Raw genomic sequence first — 26,701 nt, forward strand, 5'->3', positions numbered from 1 at the left:
GTGGTTAGACGGTTACGTGCAGGCGCACATCGACGTTGCCACGGGTGGCGTTGGAGTACGGGCAGACTTGGTGCGCGGCGTCGACCAGGCTTTGCGCATCGTCCTCGGCCAGGCCTGGCAGGCTGACATGCAGGTCGATATCCAGGCCGAAACCGCCAGGGATCTGGCCGATGCCGACGTGGGCAGTGATCGAGGCATCATCCGGGATTTTGCGTTTGGTCTGGCTGGCGACGAATTTCAGGGCGCCGATAAAGCAGGCCGAGTAACCGGCGGCAAACAGTTGTTCCGGATTGGTGGCCTGGCCGCCGGCGCCGCCCAATTCCTTGGGAGTGGAGAGTTTGACGTCGAGGATATTGTCGCTGGAAACAGCGCGACCATCACGGCCGCCGGTGGCGGTGGCTACTGCGGTATAGAGCGTTTGCATGGTGTCGTCCTCTTGGTTTTAGTGCTAAAGTTTTGCGCACTAAGTAGTTGGTGAGGTAAATGTATAGCGCTAATGTTTAGCGCGCAAGATAAATGTATAAATATTTTTTCAGCCGCTGCAAACCAGTGTGGGAGGAGGCTTGCTCCCGATAGCGGTGTTTCAGTCAAAAGATTCGTCGACTGATAAACCGTCATCGGGAGCAAGCCCCCTCCCACAGGTTGAGTGTTTTGCCGTGTTCAGATCGCGTTCTGCAGGTTGCCCCGCAACGCAAGCAAGTCAGCCTGCAGCTTGCGCAATTGGTCCAGCTCCAAACCGCTGGCGCCGAGAATGCACTGTGGAATGCCCATGGCCTTTTCCTGCAAGGCACGCCCGGCGCCGGTCAGTTCCACCACCACCACGCGCTCATCTTCACGGCTGCGGGTGCGGCTGAGCAGGCCTTCGGCTTCCAGGCGCTTGAGCAGGGGCGTCAGGGAGCCCGGGTCGGTCAGCAGGCGGCTGCTGATTTCTCCGACGGTCAAACCATCTTCTTCCCACAGCACCATCATGGCCAGATACTGCGGGTAGGTCAGGCCGAGGGCTTGCAGCAGCGGTTTGTAGACCTTGGTCATCAGCAGCGACGTGGAGTGCAGGGCGAAACACAGTTGGTTGTCCAGCAACAGGGATTCGCACGGGGCGGGATTTTTGCTCATGGTGGTGCCTCAAAAAAGCGTGTCTGCCTGGAATCTAGCGGGCAAATCTTTAATGCGCCAGATAATTCTGTGCGGGTGGTCAGACCAGTCCGCTTTGCAGTGCCAGATCCCAAGGCGGCACGGGGCTGAATCGGGACTTGAGGTATTCCAGCAGCAACCGGCTGCGCGCATTGGGCTGCTGTTCCAGGCGCAGTGCATAGATCCCGGTGGTCTCCGGGGTGGGCAGGCCGTCTTGGCAAAACAGCGGCAGTAACTCGCCGCGCACCAGGTACTCACTGGCCAGCCAGGTGGGGAGGTGGGCGATCCCCAGCCCGGCGAGAGCGCCCGATAACAGCGCTTCAGCGTTGTTTGCGCTCATGCGGATGCGCCGCGGGCGATATGTTGCACGTCGCCCGTCCAACTCGAAGCGCCACGCGAACATCGGCGCCAGGCCGTCCCAGTCCAGGCCGTCATGCTCGCTCAATTCGCGAGGGTGGGCCGGGGTGCCACGGCTTTTCAGGTAGGCCGGACTGGCGCAGGCGATGCGCACGATACTGGCCAGGGGCGTGGCGATCAGCCGGGTATCGACGATATGCCCGGCGCGCAGCACCAGGTCGACCTTGCCCAAGTGCGCGCCCTGCATATCGACAAAGCTGTCGATCAGATGCAGGTGCACATCCAGCCCCGGGTACACATTCAGAAAGTCGGCGATCACGGGCGCCAGATGCCGTCGCCCAAACGCTGCCGGTGCGTCCACGCGGATCAAGCCCTCGGGCGCATGGCTCAAGGAGACCGCTTCCGCCCGCGCCAGTTGCAGCTCGCTGACAATCCGTCGTGCCCGCTCGGCGAAGGCCAGGCCCGCCGGGGTCGGCACCACCGCGTGAGTGCTGCGCTGGAACAGGCGGCTGCCCACGGAGCTTTCCAGGCTGTCGATGCGCCGCGCCACCGCCGAAGGGGTCAGCGGATGGCGACGGGCTGCGGCAGAAAAGCTGCCGGTTTCCAGTACATCGAGAAACAGGCTCAGTTGATCGGTCAGCGTGTTGGGATTCATCGATGCGCGCTTATGCGAGATTGGCACAGCCATTGTGCGTTGCTGTGCGTTTCCGCGCCAGGGTCGACTGCGTAGCATGCAGGGCCTGGGAATGTGGAGTAGCGAGCGGTGTTGGATTTAGCGGTGTATCTGGTATTGGGCGTGGCCCTCGGCACGGTCGGTGGCCTGTTTGGTATCGGCGGTGGGCTGATTGCGATCCCGGTCCTCGGCGTATGGTTCGGCCTGGACCAACAACTTGCCCAAGGCACGGCGCTGGTGATGGTGGTGCCGAACGTGATGCTGGCCCTGTGGCGTTACCACCAGCGCAATCGCATCGAACTGCGCCACGCCCTGCCGTTGGGCATCATGGGCTTCAGCTTTGCCTGGCTCGGCTCGATCTGGGCCGTGGGGCTGGATGCAGGCGCCATGCGCATCGGCTTTATCGTGTTCCTGCTGACGCTTTCGGCTTACAACCTGCTGCGCATGTTCACGCGCAATGCACCGCCGACGGCACACATGCGTTATTCCTGGCCCTGGCTTGGCGTGTTGGGCGCGGCGTCCGGTTCCATGGGCGGTTTGTTTGGGGTGGGCGGCGCGGTGGTGGCCACGCCGGTACTGACCAGTGTGTTCGGCACCACCCAGGTGGTCGCCCAGGGCTTGTCCCTGGCCTTGGCCCTGCCCAGTACCGGGGTGACCCTGGTCACCTATGCCTGGCACCACGAAGTGGACTGGCTGATCGGCATCCCCCTGGCTGTCGGTGGCCTGCTCAGTATCAGTTGGGGCGTGAAAGTCGCCCACGCCCTGCCGGAAAGGCTGTTGCGCGGCCTGTTCTGCGGCTTCCTGGTGCTGTGTGCGGTAATGCTGACCTTTAAAGTCTGAAGCCTTCGAGGATGTACTCCGCCAGGCAATCGGTGATCGGTGAGGCCATCAGGGGGTTACGCAGCAAACGCAGGTTCATTGACGGCAAGGGCGGTAGCCCTTCCTCGCTGCCGAGTATGCGCAGGTCTGCAGTCACCAGGCTTTCCATGCTGACCATGGCCGCCAAGCCCGCGCTGACGACTGCCTGGATCGCCGCCCCATTGGTGCTGTGATAGGCGAGGCGATAACTGCGCTCGACCGAATCCAGTGCCCCCAGGGCCCACTGGGTGTAAAGGCAGTCAGCACCGGAAATCGCCAGGGGCAGGGCGTCGTGCTCGTCTACGCAAAAGCACGGTGCTGCGGCCCATACCATGCGTTCGGAACGCAACAGTTCCCCGACATCATTCCCGGGCTCTCGGCTGATCACGGTCAGGGCCAGGTCCCGGCGCTGCATCAGCACCGTGGACGCCTCGCAGTGCATCTCAATCTGGATCAGCGGGTACGCCTTGGAAAACCGTTGGAGAATCCCCGGCAGGAAGCGCATCACGTAGTCATCCGGTGTACCGATGCGTACCAGCCCCACCATATGCGGCTCGCGCAGGGTGTTGAACACTTCGCTGTGCAATTTCAGGATGCGCCGCGCATAGCCCAGCAGCACTTGGCCCTCGGGGGTAAGCCGCACTTGCCGGCCATCGCGCTCGAACAGTTTGCGCTGCAGCACGTCTTCCTCCAGGCGCTTCATCTGCATGCTCACCGCCGATTGGGTGCGGTTGACCCGTTCACCGGCGCGGGTGAAACCGCCCTGGTCGGCGATGGCGACGAAGGTGCGCAGCACTTCAGTGTCGATGCTCGGGTAGCCGGACAATTGATCAATCTCCGAGATGTATTGCATAAGAAACATTCGTTGGATTGATCATAAGGCCAGGCTCACACTCGCGTCATCCCCATTGGAGGGCGAGAAGATGAAAGGTCAAAGAGGCTTTGTGTTGATGGCAAAACGTCCGTTTTCCGGGCTGTTTCACAGGATTGCCCGTTGGCAGGCGCTGCATGGGGAACGCCAGGTCCTGGCCAGCTTGAGCGATGATGCGCTCAAGGACATCGGGCTCAATCGCGGCGACGTTGAGCAGGATCGCCATCTGCATTTCTGGCAAGACCCGCTGCGAAAATGACCCCGGATGCAGTAGGGTGGTTGGCGAGCCCACATGGAGAACCTCATGGCCGCCGACCTGTCTTTTTCCCTCAAGCAAGCTCGGCGCATGGCGCTGGCGGCCCAGGGATTTTCCGGGCGCCAGGCGCCCGTACTGATAAAAGCTGCGCACATCAACCGCGTGATCGAGCGCTTGGGCGTGTTGCAGATTGACTCGGTCAATGCGCTGGTGCGCTCTCATTACTTGCCGCTGTTTTCCCGCTTGGGCGGTTACTCGCCGTTGATGCTTGAACAGGCGGCCTGGAGCCAGGGCCGGCGGCGTTCGCTGTTTGAGTATTGGGGGCACGAGGCCTCGTTGCTGCCGATGGCGTTGTATCCCTTGATGCGTTGGCGTATGGAGCGGGCGCAGCAGGGACGGGGCATCTATTCGCAGATGGCGCGCTTCGGTCGTGAGCAACAGGCCACGATCCAGCGCGTTTTGCAGACTGTCGAACAGCAGGGCGCGCTGGGCGCGGGCAGTTTGTCGACCCGCGAAGAGCGAGCCGGACCCTGGTGGGACTGGAGCGATGAAAAGCACGCGCTTGAGTGGCTGTTCGCCGCCGGCCTGGTGACCGTTGCCGGCAGGCGTGGTTTCGAGCGGCTGTATGACTTGCCCGAGCGCGTCATCCCGGCTGACATCCTCCAGCAGACGCCATTGACCGAGGCCGAGGCCCAGCGTGGCCTGTTGCTGCACAGCGCCACCGCCTTGGGTGTAGGCACCGAAAAAGACCTGCGCGACTACTTCCGCCTTGACCCCGCCGACAGTCGCAGTCGCCTGGCGGAATTGGTCGAGGACGGGCAATTGCAGGTGTGCCAGGTGCAAGGCTGGAAGCAGGCAGCATACTGCCTGCCCGGGCCAAAAGTGCCACGCAAGGTGTCGGCCAGCGCACTGCTGTCGCCCTTCGACTCGCTGGTCTGGGAGCGCAGCCGCACCGAGCGCCTGTTCGATTTCCGCTACCGCCTGGAGATCTACACCCCGCAACACAAACGGGTGTACGGCTACTACGTGCTGCCGTTTTTGCACAACGAGCGGATCGCTGCACGTATCGACCTGCGGGCCGAACGCGCCAACGGGCGCCTGGCCGTGCATGGGGTGCACGAAGAGGAGCCGGGGCTGGATGATGAGGGAATGCAGGCGCTGGCCCTGAACCTGCGGCAAATGGCCGACTGGCTGGGGCTGGAACAGGTCCAGCTCAATTGCCAGCGGCCGAGTGCCGACCGGCTGCGGTTTGCCATGCTGCACGTGTAGGAGGAAGGTACTTTCGTGGCGAGCGGGCTTGCCACAACAAGCCCTATTTTCCAAACGTCTGCTAGCGTTTGACCTGCTTCAAGGTCTCGGCAATCAGGAACGCCAACTCCAGCGACTGATCGGCATTCATCCGTGGGTCGCAGTGGGTGTGGTAGCGGTCCGACAAGCCATCTTCGGTGATCGGCCGTGCGCCGCCGATGCACTCGGTGACGTTCTGCCCGGTCATCTCGATATGAATCCCGCCGGCATACGTGCCCTCGGCCTGGTGCACCTGGAAGAACTCCTTGACCTCGCCGAGGATCTGCGCAAAGTCGCGGGTCTTGTAGCCGCTGCTGGCCTTGATGGTGTTGCCGTGCATCGGGTCGGAGCTCCACAGCACCTGCTTGCCTTCGCGCTGCACCGCGCGAATCAGCTTGGGCAGGTGGTCGCCGACTTTGCCTGCACCCATGCGCGCGATCAGGTTGAGGCGGCCGGGGTCGTTGTCGGGGTTGAGGATGTCGATCAGGCGGATCAGGTCATCGGGGTTCATGCTCGGGCCGACCTTCACGCCGATCGGGTTGTTCACCCCGCGCAGGAATTCGACATGGGCGCCATCCAACTGACGGGTGCGGTCGCCGATCCACAGCATGTGGGCCGAGCAGTCGTAGTAGTCGTTGGTCAGACTGTCGCGGCGCACGAAGGCTTGTTCGTAGTTGAGCAGCAGCGCTTCATGGGCTGTGAAAAAGCTGGTTTCGCGCAACTGCGGCGAACTGTCCATGCCGCAGGCGCGCATGAACGCCAGGGTTTCGTCGATGCGGTCGGCCAACTGGCTGTATTTTTCGGCCAGGGCGGAGTTGGCGATAAAGTCCAGGTTCCACTTGTGCACCTGGTGCAGGTCGGCAAAACCGCCCTGGGCAAAGGCGCGCAGCAGGTTGAGGGTGGCGGTGGACTGGTGGTAGGACTGCAGCAGGCGGTCCGGGTCCGGCACGCGGCTTTTTTCGTCGAAACCGATGCCGTTGACGATGTCGCCACGGTAGGCGGGCAGGGTGATGCCGTCGAGGGTCTCATCGTTGGCCGAGCGCGGCTTGGCGAACTGGCCGGCCATGCGCCCGACTTTCACCACCGGGCAGCCGGCGGCGAAGGTCATCACGATGGCCATCTGCAGCAGCACCTTGAAGGTGTCGCGGATTTTTGCAGCGGAGAACTCGGCGAAGCTCTCGGCGCAGTCGCCACCTTGCAGCAGGAACGCGCGACCCTGGGTCACCTCGGCAAACTGACGGCGCAACTCGCGGGCTTCCCCGGCAAACACCAGCGGCGGATAGCTGGCCAGGCTCTGCTCCACTTGCAACAAGTGCGCAGCGTCCGGGTACTGGGGTTGTTGCTGGATTGGCAGGGCGCGCCAGCTGTCGGGGCTCCAGGGTTGGCTCATCATGAACTCGATTGGGTGGTTGACGGTCGGGCGCCAATGTTATCAGCAATTAGTGCGTGACCTGTTGCCGCCGGTTGGCCGACAATCGCGCCTTTGCCGTGGGGTAACCCCTTTAGGAGTAGTGATGAGCGAGGAGCGTGTCGAGCGCCTGCTGGCCGAAGTCCATGATGATTTCGGCATGATTCGTGTGCTCGAGGTGGCCGATTACCGGTTTCTCGAGTTTGGCGACGCCATCGAGCAAAGCTGCGTGTTCACCGCTGACCCGAGCTGGCTGGAGTACGACTACACCCGCGCGATGCTGATCGGCGCGTTGTGCCATGAGCAGCCGGAGAGCGCACTGTTCCTCGGCCTGGGAGCTGGCACCTTGACCCAGGCCTGCCTCAAGTTCCTGCCGCTGGAGGATGTCGAAGCCATCGAGCTGCGCCCCGATGTGCCGCGCCTGGCCATCGAATACCTGGGGCTGGATGATGATCCGCGCCTGTATATCCGCATCGGCGACGCCTTGGAACTGTTGGAGAGCGCTGAATCGGCGGACCTGATTTTCGTCGACCTCTACACGGATGTCGGTCCCGGCGTCGGACACCTGGCCTGGACCTTCCTGGAAAACTGCCAGAAGAAACTCAACCCCGGCGGTTGGCTGGTGATCAACCAGTGGGCCACCGACGATGGCAAACCCTTGGGCGCGGCGCTGCTGCGTGGTTTGTACCACCGGCATTATTGGGAACTGCCGGTGAAGGAGGGCAATGTGATCCTGTTGGTGCCTTCGGAGCTGGACCAGGCGCTGGATATGGAGGCGCTTTCTGCTCGGGCTGAGTTGTTGGCGCCGCGTCTGGGTTACTCGTTGCAGGCGTTGATCAAGGCGATTCGTCCGGCTACATAAGCTAGATGCCCTTGAACACCCCCGGCCGCTTCTCGACCATCGCCCGCACGCCTTCCTTGGCATCCTCGCTGTTCAGCAATTTATCCACCATCGGCGGCAGCGCGGCGGCGGCAACGGTTTCGCCTTCCATGTGTGCCAGGCGGGCCGACATCAAGGTGGCCTGGACGCCAAGCGGCGCCTGGCGCGCGATGCGGCTGGCGAGTTCGATGGCGCGGGGCAGCAGGTCTTCACTGGCCATGACTTCCTGCACCAGGCCCAGGCGCAGGGCTTCATGGGCGTCGAACTCATCGCCGGTGAGCAGCCAGCGCATGGCGTTGCCCCAGCCGGCGATCTGATGAAAGCGCAATGTCGCGCCTCCAAACGGAAAAATCCCACGTTGCACTTCCATCTGCGCAAAGCGGGTATTGCTCGCGCACAGGTTGATATCCGCCGCGAGCATCAACTCGATACCGATGGTCAGGCAGTAGCCCTGGGCCGCGACGATCACCGGTTTGCTGACCCTGGGGCCGGCGAAAACGCCCCAGGGATCGCAACCGCCCAGGGGCGGTTGCCAGCCTCCAGCCATCACGGCGCTGACATTGGCCAGGTCCAGGCCGGCGGTGAAGTGGTCACCGTGGGCAAATACTACGGCCACCCGTGCTTCGTCATTTCGATCAAATTCGCCATAAGCCAGGCTCAGTTCATTGAGCAGGTCCAGGTCAAAGGCGTTGCGCTTGGCGACCCGATCCAGTCCCAACAGCAGGACATGGCCCTGGAGTTCACGGCTGACGCGGCTGCTGCTGGCTTGATTCATCGGGTGTGCCCTCGGGCGCAATGAAGGGTTTCAGACCAAAGGGTCTCGATGCAAGGTGAACCGTTTAAGCGTTATGACCAGCAGGGCCGGGCCTTTGAAAAATAGACCCTGCCGCGCTTATCTGCAAAGACTGTGATGCAGCGCGGTTTATCGGCGCCTGGCGATAAAAAAAGCTCCCTTTTTCAGGTATTTCCGGTATAGTGCGCGCCGGCCTTTAACCGGGCCGCGTTTAGGTAGCGCAATTCCCCGAAGTCAGCTTCGGCTGCACGTCCGCACAGCGGACTCTCCCTTGACGAATCTTTTTCATTCATTCGTTTTCGCAAATCCCCGCCGACAAAGCAGCCAGGGCGACTCTTGAGTCTCAACACGGCATGCGCAGCTTTGGAGCATGGGTCTTTGCGGATGCACTTAGAGGCAGACCCATGACCCAGGAAACCGGCGGCTTCGCCGCTTTTAATCTTAACCCGAACATTCTCGCTGCCGTCATCGCGACCGGCTACGAAGAACCTTCGGCGATTCAGCAGCAATCGATCCCGATCATCATGGCCGGCCAGGACATGATTGGCCAGGCGCAAACTGGTACCGGTAAAACCGCCGCGTTCGCCCTGCCTATCCTGCACTGCATCGATCCTGCCAAGCGCGAGCCGCAAGCCCTGATCCTGGCGCCAACGCGTGAGTTGGCGCTGCAAGTAGCAACCGCTTTTGAAACCTACGCCAAGCAAATGCCAGGCGTTACCGTTGTTGCCGTCTACGGCGGCGCGCCGATGGGCCCGCAACTGAAGGCCATCCGTAATGGCGCTCAGATCGTCGTGGCCACCCCGGGCCGTCTGTGCGACCACCTGCGTCGCGACGAGAAAGTCCTGTCGACCGTGAACCACCTGGTTCTGGACGAAGCCGACGAAATGTTGAAGCTGGGCTTCATGGATGACCTGGAAGTCATCTTCAAGGCACTGCCTCCGACCCGTCAGACCGTCCTGTTCTCGGCCACTCTGCCACAGTCGATCCGTGCCATTGCCGAACGCCACCTGCGCGATCCGCAACACGTGAAGATCCAGACCAAGACTCAGACCGTTACCGCGATCGAACAGGCTCACCTGTTGGTTCACGCTGACCAGAAGACCTCGGCTGTATTGAGCCTGCTGGAAGTCGAAGACTTCGACGCCCTGATCATGTTCGTGCGTACCAAGCAAGCGACCCTGGACCTGGCCAGTGCCCTGGAAGCCAAAGGCTACAAAGCCGCTGCGCTGAACGGTGACATCGCCCAGAACCAACGTGAGCGCGTGATCGACTCCCTCAAGGATGGCCGTCTGGACATCGTTGTGGCGACCGACGTAGCGGCTCGTGGTCTCGACGTTCCGCGTATCACCCACGTGTTCAACGTTGACATGCCTTACGATCCGGAATCCTACGTTCACCGTATCGGCCGTACCGGCCGTGCCGGTCGCGAAGGTCGTGCACTGCTGCTGGTGACGCCACGTGAGCGCCGCATGCTGCAAGTGATCGAGCGTGTAACCGGTCAGAAAGTCGCCGAAGTCCGCCTGCCGGATGCCCAGGCCGTTCTCGATGCCCGCATCAAGAAACTGACCAACAGCCTGTCGCCGCTGGTGGCTGACGCTGAATCGACCCACGGCGACCTGCTGGACCGCCTGACCGCCGATATCGGTTGCACCCCGCGTGCCCTGGCTGCAGCCCTGCTGCGCAAGGCTACCAACGGTCAGGCCCTGACCCTGGCGGCCATCGAGAAAGAGCGCCCACTGGTGCCGAACAACGCGCCACGCGGTGATCGTCCAGAGCGTACCGGCGACCGTCCGGACCGTGGTGATCGTGAGCGTCGCGCTCCGGTTCCATTGGCAGAAGGCCGTGCCCGTTGCCGTACCGCGCTGGGCGCACGTGATGGTATCGCTGCCAAGAACCTGCTGGGCGCTATCCTCAACGAGGGTGGCCTGGCACGTGAAGCCATCGGTCGCATCCAGGTCCGTGACAGCTTCTCCCTGGTGGAGCTGCCGGAAGACGGTCTGGAAAAACTGCTGACCAAGCTGAAAGACACCCGCGTTGCCGGCAAGCAATTGAAGCTGCGTCGCTACCGCGAAGATTGATCCGCCCTTGGGCTGATTGATCGCACATAAAAAATCCCCGACTGGTTCGGGGATTTTTTTTGTCCGCTGTTAACCGAAGCGGTAGATGTCCATACCCAGCGCGCCCATGGTGAACCCCTGGTGTGCAACGCTGAAGTCACCCCCGGCGCCGCGCGCAAAGTACAGCGGCAACAAATGTTCATCGCTGGGATGGCTGCGCACGGCGTGGGGCGCCTGGCGACGGTAATCATGCAAGGCCGCCTCGTCGTTGGCGGCGAGTGTCTCCACCATCCAGTCACGGAAGTCGCGTGCCCAAGGCTCGATACTCTCAGGTCCGGCCTGCCAGTTCAGCTCCCCCAGGTTATGGGTGATGCTGCCGGAGCCGATCAACAGCACGCCCCGTTCGCGCAAGCTGGCCAAGGCATGCCCGATGCGGGTTTGCAGGGCAGGGCCCATGTGGCTGGGCAAGGAGGCTTGCACCACTGGAATATCCGCTGCCGGGTACATCAGCGAGAGCGGCACCCAGGTGCCATGGTCAAACGGGCGGCGCTCATCGATTCGCGCCTGCAAGCCGTCGGCATGAAGCAGTTCGACAATTTCGCCGGCCAATTGCGGGTCGCCCGGTGCCGGGTACTGCACGGCGAACAGCTCCCGGGGGAAACCGCCGAAGTCGTGCCAGGTCTCGGGCGCGGCACTGCCGCTGACCAGCAGTTCCTGGCTTTCCCAATGTGCCGACACCACCACAATTGCCTTCGGCCGCGGCAGTTCAGCGGCCAGGCGCTGCAGGGCGGGGCCGCTGGCGCCGGGTTGCAGGGCAAGCATGGGCGATCCGTGGGAGATAAACAGGCTGGGCAACATAAGGAAGGTCCTGAGGTTTAACATGGGCCCATCTTCAATCAGATCATTGATCTAAATCTAATATAAGTTTTAGCGCTTTTTGATCGAATTTTCGGAGGTGATTCCATGGAGCCCAAATTTTGGCAGGAGCGCTGGGCGCGCAATCAGATTGGCTTTCACCTGCCCGAGGTCAATCCTTACCTGCTGCGGTATTGGCCTGTGCTTGGCCTTGCCCAGGGCGCCAAGGTGCTGGTGCCGCTGTGTGGTAAAAGCCTGGACCTGATGTGGCTGGCCAGCAACGGCTATCACGTATTCGGCGTTGAGCTGTCGGAGCAGGCGGTAGAAGCCTTTTTCAGCGAGCAGAACCTGACGCCGCGCATCACTCGGCACGGCGTGTTCAAGGTGTACCAGGCTGATTTGATCGAAATATGGTGCGGCGATTTCTTTGCCTTGGATGCCGGGGCACTGGCTGACTGCACGGCGCTCTACGACCGTGCCGCACTGATCGCCCTGCCGCCGCTGATGCGCGCGCAGTACGCCGAGCAGTTGAACAGCCTGTTGCGGCCAGGCTGCCAGGGACTGCTGATCACCCTGGACTACGACCAGACGCAAAAAGCCGGCCCGCCCTTTGCGGTGCCGGATGATGAGGTGAAGGTGCTGCTGGGTTTGCAGTGGCGCCTGGAGGTGCTCGAAGCCCAGGATATCCTGGGTGAGAGCTGGAAGTTCGTGCAGGACGGTGTCACGTGTCTTGAAGAGCGCGTTTATCGGCTCACCAAGGGGTAAAACCCGCGCACAAAAAAGGGGCGATCCAATCGCCCCTTTTGCATTACCGGGTATCAGCCCCGACGACGCAGCGCGTCGATACGCTCTTCCAGCGGCGGGTGGCTCATGAACATGCGAGCCAGGCCCTGCTTGACACCACCGTTGATGCCAAAGGCGGTCAGGCTGTCGGGCATATGCACCGGCAGGCCCTGTTCGGAGCGCAGGCGCTGCAGCGCACTGATCATTGCACTGGTGCCAGCCAGGCGCGCGCCGGCTTCGTCTGCACGGAACTCTCGTTTGCGCGAGAACCACATCACAATCGCGCTGGCCAGGAAACCCAGCACCACTTCGGCAAAGATGGTCGCTACGAAGTAGGCGATCCCGCGGCCGCCTTCGTTCTTGAAGATCACCTTGTCGACAAAGTTGCCGATGATCCGCGCAAAGAACATCACGAAGGTGTTCACCACGCCCTGCACCAGCGCAAGGGTAATCATGTCGCCGTTGGCTACGTGGCCGATCTCGTGCGCGAGGACCGCCTTCACCTCATCGGGTGAAAAGCGCTCGAGCAGCCCTTGGCTGACCGCCACGAGGGCGTCGTTCTTGTTCCAGCCCGTCGCAAAGGCGTTGGCCTCGTAGGCAGGGAAAATCCCGACCTCGGGCATTTTTATACCTGCTTCCTGAGACAACTGCTCCACGGTCTGCATCAGCCATTGTTCATGGCGGGTGCGTGGTTGAGTGATGATCTGGGTGCTGGTGCTCATCTTCGCCATCCACTTGGAGATGAACAGCGAGAACAGCGAACCGGCAAAACCAAAGACCGCACAGAAAATCAGCAGCTGATTGAGGTTCAGATCAACCCCGTTGGCCGCCATGAACCCGTTGAAGCCGAAAAGGCTCAGGGTGATGCTGGCAATCAGCACGACCGCCAGGTTGGTAGCCAAGAACAGCAGGATGCGCATCATGGTTGTAGAGTTCTCCTCATGCTTAATATGTCGCGTACTGCGGGGTATATAAGGTGCGGCTTGGGGTGATTCAACCGAGCGACTATTTCAAACTGTGTCCTACAGCCTGAATGTAGAGCCTTGAAGGGATTTTCCGATGATGAATACTACCCGTGAAAAGCTATTTTTTGCCTTACGGGCCCGTAACTACAGGGGCTTGTGGATGTAGAAACGCAAATGCAGTACGGGGAATGTGCATAGCCAGAGAAGTGTTGCCAGATAATCGCTGTACGACCGAATGCCGGTCGTACAGCGCCACGTCGGTTACTGGCGATAGGACTTGAGGAAATTGCCGATACGGCCAATGGCCATGTCCAGGTCATCCACGCGGGGCAGGGTCACCACTCGGAAGTGATCCGGCCACGGCCAGTTGAACGCCGTGCCCTGGACCACCAGCAGCTTTTCCGAGAGCAGCAGGTCGAGCACGAATTTCTCGTCGTTGAGGATCGGGCAGACCTTCGGGTCGATCCTCGGGAAGGCGTACAGCGCGCCCATGGGCTTGACGCAGCTCACGCCCGGGATTGCATTGAGCAGCTCCCAGGTACGGTTGCGCTGTTCCAGCAGGCGGCCCTGGGGCAGGATCAGGTCATTGATGCTCTGGTAGCCGCCGAGGGCGGTCTGGATTGCGTGCTGGCTCGGCACGTTGGCGCACAGGCGCATGTTGGCCAGCATGTCGATGCCTTCGATGTAGCTCTGGGCATTGTGCTTGGGCCCGGAAATCGCGATCCAGCCGGAGCGGAAGCCCGCCACGCGGTAGGACTTGGAGAGGCCGTTGAAGGTCAGGCACAGCAGGTCCGGCGCCAGGGAACCGGTGCAGATATGCACCGCATCGTCGTAGAGGATCTTGTCGTAGATCTCGTCGGAGAACACCACCAGGTTGTGCTGGCGTGCCAGCTCGAGCATGCCCAGCAGCACTTCCCTGGAGTACACCGCACCGGTGGGGTTGTTCGGGTTGATGATCACCAGGGCCTTGGTGTTCGGCGTGATCTTGGCCTTGATGTCGGCCAGGTCCGGGAACCAGTCGGCGCCCTCGTCGCACAGGTAATGCACCGGGTGGCCGCCGGCCAGGGTCACGGCGGCGGTCCACAGTGGGTAGTCGGGTGCTGGCACCAGCACTTCGTCGCCGTTGTTGAGCAGGGCCTGCATGGACATCACGATCAGCTCGGACACGCCATTACCCAGGTAGATGTCTTCGATGCCGACGCCTTCGACCTGCTTCTGCTGGTAGTACTGCATCACGGCCTTGCGCGCGCTGAACAGGCCCTTGGAGTCGCTGTAGCCCTGGGCGGTGGGCAGGTTGCGGATCACATCCTGGAGGATTTCATCCGGCGCTTCGAAACCAAAGGGCGCCGGGTTGCCGATGTTCAGCTTGAGGATGCGATGGCCTTCCTCTTCCAGGCGCTTGGCGTGCTTGAGCACCGGGCCGCGAATGTCGTAGCAGACGTTGGCGAGCTTGTTCGATTTGCTGACCTGCATGGCGATGTGATCCTGAAAATGAACGATCCAGACGGTGTGGGCACTACCGTACTGTGAATGCTGCAAGGCCCGCACCCATAAATACGTTTGAATGCCGGTAGCGCGGGTGCCAGACTGGCGTTTTGAAGAGGCGCAATCATACGTGCCGCCTGATCCATGGAAAAGATACAGATCAGGCTTTTTCAGTTGCCGAGGTGTACCGATGGAAAAGTTGCAGAAAACCGTTGAAGAATGGAAGGCAATGCTCGATCCGGAGCAGTACAACGTGTGCCGTCTCAAGGGCACCGAGCGTCCTTTCAGCGGCAAGTACAATGAGACCCGGACCGATGGCGTGTATCACTGCATCTGCTGCAATGCGCCACTGTTCGATTCGACCACCAAGTTTGACTCCGGCTGCGGCTGGCCGAGTTTCTACGCGCCGATCGCCGACAGCGCAATGATCGAGATCCGTGACGTCAGCCACGGCATGATCCGCACCGAAGTCACCTGCGCCCAATGCGATGCGCATCTGGGCCATGTGTTCCCGGACGGTCCGCCGCCGACGGGGCTGCGGTATTGCATCAACTCGGTGTGCCTGGATCTTGTGCCCCGTTAACTCGACTGGCGTCGGGCCCCTGTAGAAGCGAGCTTGCTCGCGAAAGTCGTCAACGATTACACGGGCATTCTGGTTCAGCCCGGTGTCCTTGAGTTTTTCGCGAGCAAGCTCGCTCCTACAGAGTGTTGATGAGGTGTCATCAGTGCGGTCAATTAAATTGCACGCAATTGAATTGCCTACTATGTTTCATCCTCTTTCTCCCTTATCGAGGCACTGCCATGAGCAACAACCTGCTGAGCATCCCTTGCACCACCATCAAGGGTGAGCAAAAGACCTTGGCCGATTTCGCCGGCAAGGCCGTCCTCGTGGTCAATACCGCCAGCAAATGCGGCTTCACCCCGCAGTACAAGGGCCTGGAGCAACTCTGGCAGCAGTACAAGGACCAGGGCCTGGTGGTATTGGGCTTTCCTTGCAACCAGTTCGGCAAGCAGGAGCCCGGTGACGAAGGGGCGATTTCCGAATTCTGCGAACTGAACTTCGGTGTCAGCTTCCCGTTGTTCAAGAAGATCGACGTCAATGGCAGCGATGCCCATCCACTGTTCGTGCAACTGAAAAAACAGGCGCCGGGCCTGCTGGGGTCCAAGGGCATCAAGTGGAACTTCACCAAGTTCCTCATCGGCCGCGACGGCCAGGTGGTCAAGCGCTTCGGTCCTGCCACCAAGCCGCAGGACTTGACCCAAGAGATCGAAGCCTTGCTCAAATGACCGACCTGCCCAGCGTGTCCCTGGCCCTGGACAACCAGCTGTGTTTCAAGCTCTACGCTGCGTCACGCGCTGTCACCCGTGCCTATAAGCCGATGCTCGACCAGTTGGGTCTGACCTACCCGCAATATGTGGTGATGCTGGTGTTGTGGGAGTGGCACGCCACGCCTGCGCTGCAGCCGACGGTCAAGGCCCTGGGGGAGCGCCTGATGCTCGACTCGGGCACGCTGACGCCGCTGCTCAAGCGCCTTGAACAGCTTGAGTTAGTGACGCGTCGGCGCAGTGCCAGGGATGAGCGTGAAGTGCACTTGAGCCTGACCGAGGCCGGTGTGCAACTGCGGGACCAGGCCCATGGCCTGAAGACCCGCCTGTTGTGTGATCGCGGCATCGACCTGAATCAGGCCGATGCCTTGCGCGATGGTCTCGACCAGTTGCTTGCGCAGCTTAAAGACTTGTCGTCCCAGGCACCCACAAGTCCAGCAGGGCATTGAGTTCTTCGCGGCGGAACGGCTTGGCCAGGTAATCATTCATCCCCGCCGCACGGCAGCGCTCGCGCTCTTCGGACAGGGCATTGGCGGTCAACGCGACAATCGGCAGGTCCGGCCAGCGTCCGCTGCGCCGAATCTGCCGGCTGGCCTCATAGCCATCCATCACCGGCATGTTGCAGTCCATCAGCACCATATCGAAGCGTTGTTCTTCAAGAAACGTGAGCGCTTCGCCACCGTGGGCAGCCACGATCACTTCGCAGCCCAGTTTGCTGAGCATGCCCTTGGCCACCAGTTGGTTGACCGGGTTGTCCTCCACCAGCAGGATGCGCGCCCGATGTGCGAGCGGTGCGGCATCCAATTGGACGGGGTCAAGCACCAGGTGCGCGTCGGTGCGCAAGTTGCGTTGCAGGATCTGGTACAGCGCGTTGCGGCTCAAGGGGCGTGCCTGTTGGTGCAACGGCGCCAGTGCCGCCACTTCTTCGCTGGGCATGAAGTTGCCATAGGCGGTCACCAGCAGGATGGGCGCGGTGATGCCCGGCCGTATGCGGAACAGGCATTCCGGGCAGTCGGTAATCAGCAGGTCGGGGGTTTGCCCGCTCAAATCGTCATCCATGGTGAAACAACGCAGGGACAGTCCCCAGCAGGGCAGCAGGGCCGTGAGCAACTCTGTCAGGCCGCTGCCGGCGTTGGTGATGGCGATGACCTCGCCTTTGAGAGGCGCTGGCTGCACCGCGGGCAAATGGGCCGGCAGTGGCAGGTCTGCGCAGAACTGACTGCCAAAGCCCACTTCCGAGCTGATACTCAAGCGCCCCTTCATCGCTTCGCACAGGTTGTGCGTCAGTGCCAGGCCCAGGCCCGTCCCGCCATACTGGCGAGTGATGCCGGCGCCGGCCTGGGTGAACGGTTGGAAGATTTTCACTTGGGCCTCCTGCGCAATGCCGATGCCGGTATCGCAGACTTCAATGCGTACGCCGCCGTCGTGGGTACGCAGGCGCACATCAACCCGACCAAAGCGGGTGAACTTCAAGGCGTTGGAGAGCAAGTTGCTGACAATCTGCCGCACACGGGTCGGGTCACCGAGCACCTGGGCCGGGAACTGCGGGTCGATCAGGCAGCTCAGCTCCACGCTCGGTGCGGCGTTCTGCGATAACAGGTTGGCGGTGTCTTCCACCAGCGCGCCGAGGTCGAAGGGGATGCGCTCCAGCTCCAACTGGCCGGCGTCGAACTTGGACAGGTCGAGAATATCGTTGAGCAGTTCCACCAGCACTTTGCCGGAGTCATGGGCGATAGACAGTTGCTGGCGTTGTTCGGCGTTCAACGGGCTGTCCAGCGACAGTGCGATCATGCCCAGCAGGCCGTTGAGCGGGGTGCGGATTTCGTGGCTCATGTTCGCCAGGAAGGCCGCCCGGGCCTGGGCCATGCCCAATGCATGCATCTTGGCGGCTTCCAGCTCATCGTTGGACTGGGTCAGCCGCTGGTTGCTGGCCTTGAGTTCAAGGGTGCGCGCGGACACGATATGTTCCAGTTGCCCCAGGTATTCGGTCAGCCGATCCTCGGCGTGGCGGCGCTGCTGGATTTCGGTTTCCATGTTTTCGAATTGCTGGTTGGCGACGTCCACCAGCACCCCGATTTCATCGTGCTCATGCCCCGGCGGGCAGTCCAGGCGTGCCTGCTTGCGGGTGCTCAGCTCACGAATAATGCGCACCAGCGGTTGGGTCAGCATGACGTAGAACAGGCCCAGCAGAATCCCGGTCAGCAACAGGCTGCGTGCGAACCCGTTGAGCAGGGTGATCTCGGCGCGGCGCAGGAACCGGCTGCCAAAAGCGTAGGTGTCGACGTCCAGGCGCAGTACGCCAAGTGACTCGTTGGGCATGTGGCTCAGGAACAGTTGATCTTCGAACTGGCGGTTGGCGCCAAACATGAAGTCACTGATAGGGCGGTAGGTGCTTTCCTTGCGTGGCCGGTCGACATCGGCCAGCACCACGCCATTGTTGTCGATCAACTGCGCGCGAATGATGGCGGGGGAGTGCAGCAGGCCCAGGGTCAGTTCCTGGGCCAGTTCGGCATCGATGTTGTAGGCGATACGTGACGCGGGGTTATGGCTGATTTCGATCAGCGAACGTATTTCGCGGTTGATGGATGCGTCTTCGCTGGCATAATCAATGCCGATTTGGATCAGGCTGAGCAAGGTTCCCAAGACGAAACCGACCAGCACCGTCAATCTGGCTTGTTTATAAGACAAGCGGTGGGCGAACTTGATATCCATTGAGTGTTGAACCACTTCACGTTTCCCTTCGCCCGGCAAGCATAGCTGAACATCCACACGCCCAGGCCTGCCCGGCATGAATCGTTTTTACGCAGCCCCAAGCGGTCTGTCGCAGGGTTGCCAATACGCCATCTTTTGCAAGAACTTGCCAGAGGAATAATCGTGGATTCTCGATTGAGTGCCTTTCTGGAGCGAGCCGATGCCGTGCTCGCCCGCCTGGAACCCTTGTTGCCCGCGCCGCGCCAAACCATCGACTGGAACCAGTGCCTGGCCGCCCGTTGGCAGCGCGAGGGCCGCAGTGGCTTCCTGTTGCCGCTGGACGTGAGCCTGGACATGCGCTTGTCCGACCTGATCGGCGTGGACAAGCAACGTGAAACCCTGGCGCGCAACACCCAGCAGTTCCTGGATGGCCTGCCTGCCAACCATGCGTTGCTGTGGGGTTCGCGGGGCACCGGTAAATCGTCCATGGTGCGCGCTTTGCTCGCTCAACACGCCAAGGCCGGTCTGCGCCTGATCGAAATCGAGCGTGACCACTTGGCCGACCTGCCGCGGGTGGTTGAACAATTGCTCAAGTTGCCGCAACGTTTCATCCTGTTCTGCGACGACTTGTCGTTCGAAGCCGGCGAAGGCGACTATCGGGTACTCAAGAGCGTGCTGGATGGCTCCCTGGAACAGGCCCCTGAAAACGTGCTGCTGTATGCCACGTCCAACCGCCGCCACCTGGTGCCGGAAAACCAGAGCGACAACGATAACTGGAAGCGCGTGGACGGTGAGTTGCACCCAAGCGAGGCGGTGGAAGACAAGATTGCCTTGTCCGACCGCTTTGGCTTGTGGCTGTCGTTCTACCCGTTCACCCAGGAACATTTCCTGGACGTGGTCGAGCACTGGATCGGTGAGCTGGCGAACAAGGCGGGTTTGCAGTGGCAGCGCGATGAGGACCTCGACATTCTTGCCGTGCGCTGGGCCACCGGGCGCGGCAACCGCAACGGTCGTTGCGCGTATCAATTCGCCCGTTACTGGGTGGGTCTTAAATTGCTGGAGCGTCAACCATGATCGATTTACAACAAGCCGGCGCCGGCCTCGGTGGCTATGCCCTGCTGAGTGCCCAGCTGGAGTCGCTGCTGGCCGATGAGCGTGATTTCATCGCCAACAGCGCCCAGTTTTCGGCTTTCCTGTTCAGCCAGCTGGATGACCTGAACTGGGCGGGCTTTTACCTCAACCGCAATGAAGAGCTGGTGCTTGGCCCGTTCCAGGGGCAGATCGCCTGTGTGCGTATTCCGTTCGGCCGTGGGGTGTGCGGCGCGGCCGCGGCCTCGCGGCAAACCCAGCGAGTAGACGATGTGCACGCGTTCCCCGGGCATATCGCCTGTGACAGCGCGTCCAACAGCGAACTGGTGGTGCCACTGGTCAAGGACGGCGCATTGATTGGTGTCCTTGACCTCGATAGCCCGTCGTTGGCCCGCTTTACCCCCCAGGATCAGGCCGGTATCGAACAGCTGGCGGCGATTTTCCTGCGTTTGACCGACTGCTGATCGAAATAGGGGGCGCAGCCCCGCCCCTTATCGGCCATCCAGTTCGTCAAGCCGCACTTGCAGCATCCTCTCCAACTCCAGCATCAACTTCTCCAGGGATTTCACACCCGCTTCGATCAGGGGCCGATCATCGCCCCGGGCACAGGCCTGTTCGACGGCTTCGCATTGCGAGGCCAGCGCAGAGGCTTGAACGATGCGCGCGGCCCCCTTGATCTTGTGAGCCTGTTCGATGATCTCTTCGGGCAAGGCCTGCGCAGCGATCAGTGCAACCAACTCCTGGCGATCCTGGCGACTGCTGCTCAGCAACTCCTCCAGCAAGAGGCGGCTCATGTGTGGATCGCCACCGGTAAGGGCCTCGAAGTTGCCGATGTCCAGGGTCATGCCGCTGGGTTGAGGACTGATCTTCGCCAGTTGCAGCTCCAGCGCCGTAAGGTTGATGGGTTTGAACAGGCAGTCATTCATGCCCGCCTGCGCACAGCGTTGTTTCTCTTCGGGCTGGGCATTGGCGGTAAAACCCAGTACCACGCAAGGCGTCAGTTGTTCGCGCTCCTCGTATTCGCGGATCGAACGACTCAGTTCGTAGCCATTCATGATCGGCATGTTGCAATCGGCGATCACCAGGTCAAAGTGCTCCTGGCGCCAGGCCTGGAAGCCGGAGGCGCCGTTCTGGGCGGCGGTGTACTGATGGCCCAGGTAGCCGAGCTGCTGGCACATCAACAGGCGATTCGCCGGATGATCGTCCACCACCAGCACATTGAGCACCGGCACGTTCGAGGCCTCGGCGGGCTTGAGTTCTTCGGCCACCTGCAGCGCCTGCAGGCGATTCATCTTCAGGCTCACATGCACCTGGGTGCCCACCATGGGCACGCTGCTCAGGCTCAGTTGCCCGCCCATCATCGCGCACAGGCTGCGACAGATCACCAGCCCGAGGCCCGCACCGCTCCTGGCCAGCTGTCCTGAGTTGTCCGCCTGGGCAAAGGGTTCGAACAGGCGCATCTGGTCGTCCCGGCTGATACCGATGCCGGTGTCCTCCACCACCAGTTTCATCTCGACCTGCTGCGGCAGTTCGGTGGCCGATACTTCCACCTTGATCTTTACCTGGCCACGTTCGGTGAACTTGATGGCGTTGCTGATCAGGTTGGACAGCACCTGCTTGAAGCGCAGCGGGTCGATCAGCACTTCGGTGTGCTCCAGATCAGGCGTGAACTCCAGCAACAGGCTAAGGGTCTTCTGGCGTGCCAGGCCGTCGAAGACACGCACCACCGACTCGATCACCTCCCTCAGGTTGACGCGTTCCGGTGCCAGGCTGAGGCGCCCGGATTCAATCCGCGCGATGTCCAGGATGTCGCCGATAAGCTCCAGCAGATCCTTGGCCGAGTTGTAGGCGACTTCGATGGCCGGGCGGTCGAGGTGGCCCTGGTCCGCCCGCTTGAGGGTCAGCTCGAGCATGCCGATCACCGCGTTCATCGGCGTGCGGATTTCGTGGCTCATGGTGGCGAGGAACGTGCTCTTGGCCCGATTGGCTTCGTCGGCTCGCTCCTTGGCGGTGCGGAGTTCGTCGAACAACTGGCGTCGTTCACTGATATCGATCCAGCCACCGATGATGCCCTGGACTTCACCGACGGAGTCGCGGTACGGCAGGATCCAGTGGTAGATCGTCAGTTTTTTTCCGCGAATATGCAGGGTGCGGTCCAGGATCAGCGGGTTGCCCTCGGCCACCACGCGCTGATAGTCGGCATGGTATTGCGCCGCCTCGACTGCAAGGGCTGTACTGATCTGGACCGCGCTTTTACCTATCACGTCCTCGCGCTTGACGTCGAACGCCTGCAGGTAACTGTCGTTGCAGGTCTGCAGCAGCCCCTTGTTGTCACGCACGTAGATCGGGTGCGGGGTTTCATTGACCAGGGCGCGCATGAACTCGAACTGATCATTGAGGGCGCGCTCGGCCATTTTCCGGTGCTTGATCTGGCGGCGCATGTACGCGTTCCAGCTCAGGGAAATCAGCAGCAGCAGGCCGGTCCCGATGACGATGCGCGCAATCAGTTGGTGATAGTCGCGCCAGTAACTGTCCGAGGCCGCGGTATAACCGCGCCAACGACTGTTGATCACGCCGAGTTCGTCCGGGGCGATGCTGAGCAACGCCTTGTCGAGAATCGAGCTGAGCTCGGTGGCGCTGCGGGACGTCGCCAGCCCGAAGGTGGCCGGCATCGTGCCGATGCTGAAGCTGATTTGGATCTTGTCCTGGAGTATCTGCGAGGACAGGAAGTAATTGGCGACCACCAGGGTATTCACCGCGCCCTCTACATGGCCTTGTACCAGCAGTTCGGCTGACTTGAACGTGTCGCCGGTATCTACCAGCTGAATCTTTGGGAAGTGCTCACGCAGGAATTTTTTCAGCGGACTGCCCTGCGTGATCGCCAGGCGCTTGCCCTCCATTTCCTCAAGGCCTGTGGGGGCCTGGCCGTCCTTGCGTGTCAGCATCACGTAGGAGTTTTCCAGGTAGGGACGACTGAAGTTCAGTTGGGCTTCTCGCTCGACGCTGGGGATGATTGCGCCGACGATGTCCGCTTTGCCGCTCTCTACATGCTCGATCATGGTGTTCACATCACGCCCGCGCTGGATCTCGAAGCGCAGCCCGGTGCGCAGGCGAATCAGTTCCAGCAGGTCGGCGGTAATGCCGCGAAAATTGCCATCGGCGTCGAAGAAGGTCAGCGGCGCAAAGGTAGGGTTCACGATCACTTTGACGACCGGGTTTTCCCTCAGCCAACGTTCTTCGCGAAGGGTCAGTTGCAGCTTTTGGTCGGTCAGGAGGATGTCGCTGCCAGCACTCCAGCGTTTGGCAATGGTTTCCCGTTCGGCAGCGGGCACGGCCCTCAGGACGGCGTCGACGATGCTCAACAGCGTCTGCTGTTCCTGGGGCATGGCAAAGCTGAATCCATAGGCTTCATGTTTGCCGAAGTTCGCCATGCGAATGTTTTTCAGGTAACCCTTGTTGATCATGTAGTGGGTGGAAATGGTATCGCCGAGAAAGACGTCTGCCTGGTCGAAGGCCACTGCATTCAAGGCGTTTTGATAAGAAGGATAGGCACGGATGATTGCCTTGGGGTAGAGCCTTTCCACTTCGTGCAGTGGCAGATAGTGATAGACCAGTGCCAGGCGCATGCCGGCCAGCCCATCAGCCAGGCTGCGGGTTTCGCCTTCGCGGGTCACCAGCACTGGCCGGTCCACGGCGTACGGCTCCGACAGGGTCAGGTTGGGATTTGCCGCTTCAAAGCTGTTGGAGGAACCCAGTAAATCGATTTCACCCGCTTCGAGGGCATGAATGGCGGCCTCTCGGGAGGGGTAGCGCAACACTTTTACCGGTACGTCCAGCGCCATTGCCAGCAAGCCGGCGTAGTCGGCGGTGAGTCCCTCATAGTCACGCCCGCTGGAGGTGAGGTCAAAAGGCGGGTAGTCAGGAAACGCCGCGCCCAGTACCAGTTCGCGTTTGTTCTGGAGCCATTGGCGCTGGGCCTTGTTCAGGTAGGGTTCCAGCTGCACGGAGCTCGCACGACTCAAAAGGTTGAAATGCTCCGGGCTTGCTGGAGGGGTGGCAGGCACGGCGGTGCTGAAGCACAAACCGGCACTCAATATAATCAAATAGTCCTTTATACGCCTGGGCATCCGGTTTCTCACACTAGCGCGTTCCGTTTTGCCATCTCGATAAGTTCTACCAAGGACTTGGCTTGAAGTTTCTGCATCAGTCTCTTTTTATAAGTACTTACTGTTTTATTGCTCAGGAACATACCTTTGGCTATTTCCTTGTTGGTGCGGCCTTGTGCAAAAAGTTGCAGTACCATCAACTCCCGGTCGTTAACCGCCTTGAACAGTTCAAGTTCCTTGCAGGCCTCATCGTTGGGGTTCAAGGCTTGGCTGGGGAAGTAGTTATAACCGGACAGTACAGCGCGGATGGCGCTCATCAGTTCGCTCAGGTCACCTTCCTTGCACACGTAGCCATCGGCTCCCGAACGCATGCAACGCGTGGCAAACAGGGTGGGGGATTGAGCCGTCAGCACCAGGGTTTTCATCGACGCGTTCATGGCGTTGAATCGGCAAAGCACTTCCAGTCCGTCGAGTTTTGGAATGCTGATGTCGAGGATGATCAGGTCCGGCATGCATTCGCGGACCATTTGTATGGCGTCGCATCCGTTATCCGTTTCGCCGACTACTTTGAAGTTTTCTTCATGTTCCAACAACATTCGTATGGCAAGTCTTATCACCGGATGGTCGTCAATAATAAAAACTGTATTCATGATCATATTCCATGCAAGTACAAATAAAGCGGGCACATTAGCTCAGAAGCCGATGGGTAAGCATGAACTTGGGGGGTGGCAGGTATAAAACAGGAAAGTTCCTACATTAAAAAAGGTAAAAGCCTACCTGTCTCTAAGGAGCTGTAACGCAAGAGGCCAAGGTTCCGCAGGGGCATGGGCCGAAGGAACATGGCAAGGACTTTACGGTGGTTATGCGCGATTTTTCCGACCGGTCGATCTGTTTAAAGTCCTACATTTATAACGTGAGTAATGTATGGGTCAAATGTTCAAGCTCATCTTTATTCAACGGCTTTGGCAAGTAGCCGAGCAAGGGCAGGCCACGTTTGAGGGCCTGGGTTTGCAACGCTGAAAGTTCTGCCTCGGGAAGTCCGCTGAGCAGGATGGCGGCCTTGATAAAGCATTGGCGACTGGCGATTTCAATCAATTCAAGCCCGGGCAGGTCGGGCAGGCACTGGTCACAGAGGATGATGTCGAAGGGCGCCTCGGCCTGGGTCATCAAACGGATCGCCTGCTCGGCGTTTTCGGCCGGGGCCAGGTGCTCGAAGCCGAAGCTTCTCAGCAGGCATTGGGTGGCGAGGAGCTGAAAGGGATGGTCCTCCACCAACAGGATCCGAAAGGGGTAGTGGGGCATAGAAGGCACACGGTGAGTCAAGCGTCGATAGGGGGCACGTAGGAACTGTTCGCCAGACCTGCCCGGAGCGTGCGCGATTATTCTTCGGGCGCTTGTGCGAATTCGATCAGGCCGCTCTGTTCCCATCGTAGGCAGATTCTGTTCAGTGAACAGGCGGCGTGATCAGCCAGGTTATTGAGGGCTGGAGCGCCCGGTCATCTCCCGTGCCATCTCGGTGGCATAGCTGTCGGTCATGCCGGCGATGAAGTCGATCATGCGCAGGAACGACCTGTGCAGCGGCCACGCAGGGTCCGGCGCGTTGTTGCCCAGCAGGTCGAGAATGCGCCGGTTCTTGAACGACGGCGTGCGTCCGCCGTGCTGCTCCAGGGCCGCGCCGCAGAAGGCGTTCAACAGGATTTCCAGGGTGGTGTAGGCGCCGATCTCGTGGAGGGTCTTGCGCTTGTCCTGGAAGATTTTCTTGCGCGCCATGTCCTTGGCATCCAGCACGCAGCGTTTGGCGGGGCCGTGCATGTGCTCCACCAGGTCGCCGGGCAGGGTGCCGGCAAGCAAGGCCTCCTGTTGTTCGACGAAGGCGCGCGCCGCGGCGTTGGTCAAGTGCTCGATGGCCTTGCCGCGCAGGATCGCCAGCTTGCGTCGGCGCGAGTCCTGGGCGCCCAGTTGCCGGTAGGTCTGCGGCAGGTCGTCGCCCACCAGGTCGAGCAGCAGTGACTCGACTTCGGTGTACTCCAGCAGGTCCATTTCCAGGCCGTCCTCCAGGTCGATCAAGGCGTAGCAGATGTCGTCTGCCGCCTCCATCAGATAGACCAGTGGATGGCGAGCCCAGCGTTGTTCCTCGAGTTGCGGCAGGCCGAGCTTGCCGGCGATCTGTTCGAGGATCGGCAGTTCGCTCTGGTAGCAGCCGAACTTGTGTTTCTTGTAACCCAGGGAGTCGGCGTGGCGGGCGGTCCAGGGGTACTTGAGGTACGTGCCCAAGGTCGCGTAGGTCAGGCGCGTGCCGCCGTCGAACTGGTGGTATTCCAGTTGGGTCAGTACCCGGAAGCCTTGGGCATTGCCTTCGAAGTTGAGGAAGTCATTGCGCTCGGCGCTGCTCATGTCGTCCAGCCAGCCGCGCCCCGCTGCCTGCTGGAACCAGTGGCGGATGGCGTCTTCGCCGGAATGCCCGAACGGCGGGTTGCCGATGTCATGGGCCAGGCAGGCCGATTGCACCACCATGCCCAGGTCGCTCGGGTCGCACCAGTCGGGCAGGGCGCTGCGCAGGGTTTCGCCCACGCGCATGCCGAGGGAGCGGCCTACGCAACTGACTTCCAGGGAGTGGGTCAGGCGTGTATGGATATGGTCGTTGCTGGACACCGGGTGCACTTGGGTCTTGCGGCCCAGGCGGCGAAACGCGCCGGAGAAGATAATGCGGTCATGGTCTTTGTGAAACGGGCTGCGGCCGAGTTCTTCCGGGCTGTGCAGGGGTTTTCCAAGGCGTTCGCGGGTAAGCAGGGTGGGCCAATCCAAGGCGGGTACTCTCCGTACGGTGAAT

General features: G+C 60.9%; 25 protein-coding genes. 11 read left to right on the top strand and 14 right to left on the bottom strand.

Annotation, left to right across the window (positions count from 1 at the left end; translation table 11 throughout):
- Nucleotides 1-4: 4 nt before the first annotated feature.
- The 3 genes from J1N02_RS22650 to J1N02_RS22660 form a co-directional block, all read right to left on the bottom strand.
- The gene (locus J1N02_RS22650; protein WP_027606987.1) at nucleotides 5-424 is read right to left on the bottom strand and encodes an organic hydroperoxide resistance protein; all 420 of its coding nucleotides are present in this window, start codon (nucleotides 422-424) and stop codon (nucleotides 5-7) included.
- Nucleotides 425-660: 236 nt separating this feature from the next.
- Nucleotides 661-1,113 (bottom strand): MarR family winged helix-turn-helix transcriptional regulator, encoded by a 453-nt coding sequence (locus tag J1N02_RS22655; RefSeq protein ID WP_027606988.1) that lies wholly within the window; start codon nucleotides 1,111-1,113, stop codon nucleotides 661-663.
- A gap of 79 nt (nucleotides 1,114-1,192) precedes the next feature.
- On the bottom strand, nucleotides 1,193-2,143 hold the full coding sequence (locus J1N02_RS22660; protein ID WP_405126111.1) for a LysR family transcriptional regulator: 951 nt from the start codon (nucleotides 2,141-2,143) through the stop codon (nucleotides 1,193-1,195).
- Between the two features lie 108 nt (nucleotides 2,144-2,251).
- Here J1N02_RS22660 and J1N02_RS22665 point away from each other — a divergent pair, with 108 nt between their 5' ends.
- Entirely contained in the window at nucleotides 2,252-3,001 is a 750-nt protein-coding gene (locus J1N02_RS22665; RefSeq protein WP_027606990.1) for a sulfite exporter TauE/SafE family protein, read from the top strand.
- Here J1N02_RS22665 and J1N02_RS22670 read toward each other — a convergent pair.
- The gene (locus J1N02_RS22670) at nucleotides 2,991-3,872 is read right to left on the bottom strand and encodes a LysR family transcriptional regulator (protein WP_065924438.1); all 882 of its coding nucleotides are present in this window, start codon (nucleotides 3,870-3,872) and stop codon (nucleotides 2,991-2,993) included. The two genes, J1N02_RS22665 and J1N02_RS22670, sit on opposite strands and share 11 nt — an antisense overlap.
- Nucleotides 3,873-3,942: 70 nt before the next feature.
- On the opposite strand from J1N02_RS22670, the gene J1N02_RS22675 reads away from it, so the two are divergent.
- On the top strand, nucleotides 3,943-4,149 hold the full coding sequence (locus J1N02_RS22675) for a DUF1127 domain-containing protein (protein ID WP_065924439.1): 207 nt from the start codon (nucleotides 3,943-3,945) through the stop codon (nucleotides 4,147-4,149).
- 45 nt (nucleotides 4,150-4,194) lie between these two features.
- Nucleotides 4,195-5,415: a winged helix-turn-helix domain-containing protein gene (locus tag J1N02_RS22680; RefSeq protein WP_405126110.1), complete on the top strand. Its 1,221-nt coding sequence runs from the start codon at nucleotides 4,195-4,197 to the stop codon at nucleotides 5,413-5,415.
- 61 nt (nucleotides 5,416-5,476) lie between these two features.
- Here J1N02_RS22680 and J1N02_RS22685 read toward each other — a convergent pair whose 3' ends face one another.
- The gene (locus tag J1N02_RS22685) at nucleotides 5,477-6,823 is read right to left on the bottom strand and encodes a class II 3-deoxy-7-phosphoheptulonate synthase (protein ID WP_027606994.1); all 1,347 of its coding nucleotides are present in this window, start codon (nucleotides 6,821-6,823) and stop codon (nucleotides 5,477-5,479) included.
- Between the two features lie 124 nt (nucleotides 6,824-6,947).
- On the opposite strand from J1N02_RS22685, the gene J1N02_RS22690 reads away from it, so the two are divergent.
- Nucleotides 6,948-7,703, top strand: coding sequence for a spermidine synthase (locus J1N02_RS22690; RefSeq protein ID WP_027606995.1), 756 nt, complete (start codon nucleotides 6,948-6,950; stop codon nucleotides 7,701-7,703).
- Between the two features lies 1 nt (nucleotide 7,704).
- Here J1N02_RS22690 and J1N02_RS22695 read toward each other — a convergent pair whose 3' ends face one another.
- A complete protein-coding gene (locus tag J1N02_RS22695; protein WP_065924442.1) occupies nucleotides 7,705-8,496 on the bottom strand; it encodes a crotonase/enoyl-CoA hydratase family protein in 792 nt (263 codons plus the stop codon).
- Between the two features lie 422 nt (nucleotides 8,497-8,918).
- Between J1N02_RS22695 and J1N02_RS22700 the strand changes: the two genes are divergently transcribed.
- Entirely contained in the window at nucleotides 8,919-10,592 is a 1,674-nt protein-coding gene (locus J1N02_RS22700; protein ID WP_027606997.1) for a DEAD/DEAH box helicase, read from the top strand.
- A gap of 69 nt (nucleotides 10,593-10,661) precedes the next feature.
- On the opposite strand, the gene J1N02_RS22705 is transcribed toward J1N02_RS22700, so the two are convergent.
- Nucleotides 10,662-11,429 carry a DODA-type extradiol aromatic ring-opening family dioxygenase gene (locus tag J1N02_RS22705; RefSeq protein ID WP_414886911.1) on the bottom strand — a complete coding sequence of 256 codons (768 nt, stop codon included), beginning with the start codon at nucleotides 11,427-11,429 and terminating at the stop codon, nucleotides 10,662-10,664.
- 105 nt (nucleotides 11,430-11,534) lie between these two features.
- Here J1N02_RS22705 and J1N02_RS22710 point away from each other — a divergent pair, with 105 nt between their 5' ends.
- Nucleotides 11,535-12,191, top strand: a complete 657-nt coding sequence (locus J1N02_RS22710; protein WP_027606999.1) for a thiopurine S-methyltransferase — start codon at nucleotides 11,535-11,537, stop codon at nucleotides 12,189-12,191.
- 53 nt (nucleotides 12,192-12,244) lie between these two features.
- Here the strand turns inward: J1N02_RS22710 and htpX are convergent, their stop codons facing one another.
- On the bottom strand, nucleotides 12,245-13,132 hold the full coding sequence (gene htpX, locus J1N02_RS22715) for a protease HtpX (protein WP_027607000.1): 888 nt from the start codon (nucleotides 13,130-13,132) through the stop codon (nucleotides 12,245-12,247).
- Between the two features lie 303 nt (nucleotides 13,133-13,435).
- On the bottom strand, nucleotides 13,436-14,647 hold the full coding sequence (locus tag J1N02_RS22720) for a pyridoxal phosphate-dependent aminotransferase (RefSeq protein ID WP_065924445.1): 1,212 nt from the start codon (nucleotides 14,645-14,647) through the stop codon (nucleotides 13,436-13,438).
- 202 nt (nucleotides 14,648-14,849) lie between these two features.
- Here J1N02_RS22720 and msrB point away from each other — a divergent pair, with 202 nt between their 5' ends.
- From msrB to J1N02_RS22735, 3 genes are all read left to right on the top strand, one after another.
- Nucleotides 14,850-15,242: a peptide-methionine (R)-S-oxide reductase MsrB gene (gene msrB / locus J1N02_RS22725; RefSeq protein ID WP_092358497.1), complete on the top strand. Its 393-nt coding sequence runs from the start codon at nucleotides 14,850-14,852 to the stop codon at nucleotides 15,240-15,242.
- 218 nt (nucleotides 15,243-15,460) lie between these two features.
- Complete coding sequence (locus tag J1N02_RS22730) at nucleotides 15,461-15,946, top strand: glutathione peroxidase (protein ID WP_027607003.1); 486 nt, start codon at nucleotides 15,461-15,463, stop codon at nucleotides 15,944-15,946.
- Complete coding sequence (locus J1N02_RS22735) at nucleotides 15,943-16,434, top strand: MarR family winged helix-turn-helix transcriptional regulator (protein ID WP_027607004.1); 492 nt, start codon at nucleotides 15,943-15,945, stop codon at nucleotides 16,432-16,434. The genes J1N02_RS22730 and J1N02_RS22735 overlap by 4 nt, the downstream gene beginning before the upstream one ends.
- Here the strand turns inward: J1N02_RS22735 and J1N02_RS22740 are convergent.
- On the bottom strand, nucleotides 16,388-18,697 hold the full coding sequence (locus J1N02_RS22740; RefSeq protein ID WP_092358499.1) for a hybrid sensor histidine kinase/response regulator: 2,310 nt from the start codon (nucleotides 18,695-18,697) through the stop codon (nucleotides 16,388-16,390). The genes J1N02_RS22735 and J1N02_RS22740 overlap by 47 nt on opposite strands.
- Before the next feature lie 162 nt (nucleotides 18,698-18,859).
- Here J1N02_RS22740 and J1N02_RS22745 point away from each other — a divergent pair, with 162 nt between their 5' ends.
- Together J1N02_RS22745 and J1N02_RS22750 are read left to right on the top strand one after the other, a co-directional pair.
- Nucleotides 18,860-19,750, top strand: coding sequence for an ATP-binding protein (locus J1N02_RS22745; RefSeq protein WP_027607006.1), 891 nt, complete (start codon nucleotides 18,860-18,862; stop codon nucleotides 19,748-19,750).
- Nucleotides 19,747-20,229 (top strand): GAF domain-containing protein, encoded by a 483-nt coding sequence (locus J1N02_RS22750; RefSeq protein ID WP_092358501.1) that lies wholly within the window; start codon nucleotides 19,747-19,749, stop codon nucleotides 20,227-20,229. The genes J1N02_RS22745 and J1N02_RS22750 overlap by 4 nt, the downstream gene beginning before the upstream one ends.
- A gap of 27 nt (nucleotides 20,230-20,256) precedes the next feature.
- On the opposite strand, the gene J1N02_RS22755 is transcribed toward J1N02_RS22750, so the two are convergent.
- The 4 genes from J1N02_RS22755 to J1N02_RS22770 all read right to left on the bottom strand — a co-directional run bounded on the left by J1N02_RS22755 (nucleotide 20,257) and on the right by J1N02_RS22770 (nucleotide 26,676).
- Nucleotides 20,257-23,892, bottom strand: a complete 3,636-nt coding sequence (locus J1N02_RS22755; protein ID WP_421147776.1) for a transporter substrate-binding domain-containing protein — start codon at nucleotides 23,890-23,892, stop codon at nucleotides 20,257-20,259.
- 8 nt (nucleotides 23,893-23,900) lie between these two features.
- On the bottom strand, nucleotides 23,901-24,521 hold the full coding sequence (locus J1N02_RS22760; RefSeq protein ID WP_027607009.1) for a response regulator transcription factor: 621 nt from the start codon (nucleotides 24,519-24,521) through the stop codon (nucleotides 23,901-23,903).
- A gap of 256 nt (nucleotides 24,522-24,777) precedes the next feature.
- Nucleotides 24,778-25,173 carry a response regulator gene (locus J1N02_RS22765; RefSeq protein ID WP_027607010.1) on the bottom strand — a complete coding sequence of 132 codons (396 nt, stop codon included), beginning with the start codon at nucleotides 25,171-25,173 and terminating at the stop codon, nucleotides 24,778-24,780.
- Between the two features lie 171 nt (nucleotides 25,174-25,344).
- Nucleotides 25,345-26,676 (bottom strand): deoxyguanosinetriphosphate triphosphohydrolase, encoded by a 1,332-nt coding sequence (locus J1N02_RS22770; protein WP_027607011.1) that lies wholly within the window; start codon nucleotides 26,674-26,676, stop codon nucleotides 25,345-25,347.
- Between the last annotated feature and the right edge of the window lie 25 nt (nucleotides 26,677-26,701).

This window comes from Pseudomonas sp. NFX5, assembly GCF_049132125.1.
In the GTDB taxonomy this organism is placed as follows: domain Bacteria; phylum Pseudomonadota; class Gammaproteobacteria; order Pseudomonadales; family Pseudomonadaceae; genus Aquipseudomonas; species Aquipseudomonas marginalis.

Bases quoted from the DNA above. Each gene is read 5' to 3' on its own strand.
- J1N02_RS22650 (WP_027606987.1), bottom strand. From the start codon at position 424: ATGCAAACGCTCTATACCGCAGTAGCCACCGCCACCGGCGGCCGTGAT.
- J1N02_RS22655 (WP_027606988.1), bottom strand. From the start codon at position 1,113: ATGAGCAAAAATCCCGCCCCGTGCGAATCCCTGTTGCTGGACAACCAA.
- J1N02_RS22660 (WP_405126111.1), bottom strand. From the start codon at position 2,143: ATGAATCCCAACACGCTGACCGATCAACTGAGCCTGTTTCTCGATGTA.
- J1N02_RS22670 (WP_065924438.1), bottom strand. From the start codon at position 3,872: ATGCAATACATCTCGGAGATTGATCAATTGTCCGGCTACCCGAGCATC.
- J1N02_RS22675 (WP_065924439.1), top strand. From the start codon at position 3,943: ATGAAAGGTCAAAGAGGCTTTGTGTTGATGGCAAAACGTCCGTTTTCC.
- J1N02_RS22680 (WP_405126110.1), top strand. From the start codon at position 4,195: ATGGCCGCCGACCTGTCTTTTTCCCTCAAGCAAGCTCGGCGCATGGCG.
- J1N02_RS22685 (WP_027606994.1), bottom strand. From the start codon at position 6,823: ATGAGCCAACCCTGGAGCCCCGACAGCTGGCGCGCCCTGCCAATCCAG.
- J1N02_RS22690 (WP_027606995.1), top strand. From the start codon at position 6,948: ATGAGCGAGGAGCGTGTCGAGCGCCTGCTGGCCGAAGTCCATGATGAT.
- J1N02_RS22695 (WP_065924442.1), bottom strand. From the start codon at position 8,496: ATGAATCAAGCCAGCAGCAGCCGCGTCAGCCGTGAACTCCAGGGCCAT.
- J1N02_RS22700 (WP_027606997.1), top strand. From the start codon at position 8,919: ATGACCCAGGAAACCGGCGGCTTCGCCGCTTTTAATCTTAACCCGAAC.
- J1N02_RS22705 (WP_414886911.1), bottom strand. From the start codon at position 11,429: ATGTTGCCCAGCCTGTTTATCTCCCACGGATCGCCCATGCTTGCCCTG.
- J1N02_RS22710 (WP_027606999.1), top strand. From the start codon at position 11,535: ATGGAGCCCAAATTTTGGCAGGAGCGCTGGGCGCGCAATCAGATTGGC.
- htpX (WP_027607000.1), bottom strand. From the start codon at position 13,132: ATGATGCGCATCCTGCTGTTCTTGGCTACCAACCTGGCGGTCGTGCTG.
- J1N02_RS22720 (WP_065924445.1), bottom strand. From the start codon at position 14,647: ATGCAGGTCAGCAAATCGAACAAGCTCGCCAACGTCTGCTACGACATT.
- msrB (WP_092358497.1), top strand. From the start codon at position 14,850: ATGGAAAAGTTGCAGAAAACCGTTGAAGAATGGAAGGCAATGCTCGAT.
- J1N02_RS22730 (WP_027607003.1), top strand. From the start codon at position 15,461: ATGAGCAACAACCTGCTGAGCATCCCTTGCACCACCATCAAGGGTGAG.
- J1N02_RS22735 (WP_027607004.1), top strand. From the start codon at position 15,943: ATGACCGACCTGCCCAGCGTGTCCCTGGCCCTGGACAACCAGCTGTGT.
- J1N02_RS22740 (WP_092358499.1), bottom strand. From the start codon at position 18,697: ATGGATATCAAGTTCGCCCACCGCTTGTCTTATAAACAAGCCAGATTG.
- J1N02_RS22750 (WP_092358501.1), top strand. From the start codon at position 19,747: ATGATCGATTTACAACAAGCCGGCGCCGGCCTCGGTGGCTATGCCCTG.
- J1N02_RS22755 (WP_421147776.1), bottom strand. From the start codon at position 23,892: ATGCCCAGGCGTATAAAGGACTATTTGATTATATTGAGTGCCGGTTTG.
- J1N02_RS22760 (WP_027607009.1), bottom strand. From the start codon at position 24,521: ATGAATACAGTTTTTATTATTGACGACCATCCGGTGATAAGACTTGCC.
- J1N02_RS22765 (WP_027607010.1), bottom strand. From the start codon at position 25,173: ATGCCCCACTACCCCTTTCGGATCCTGTTGGTGGAGGACCATCCCTTT.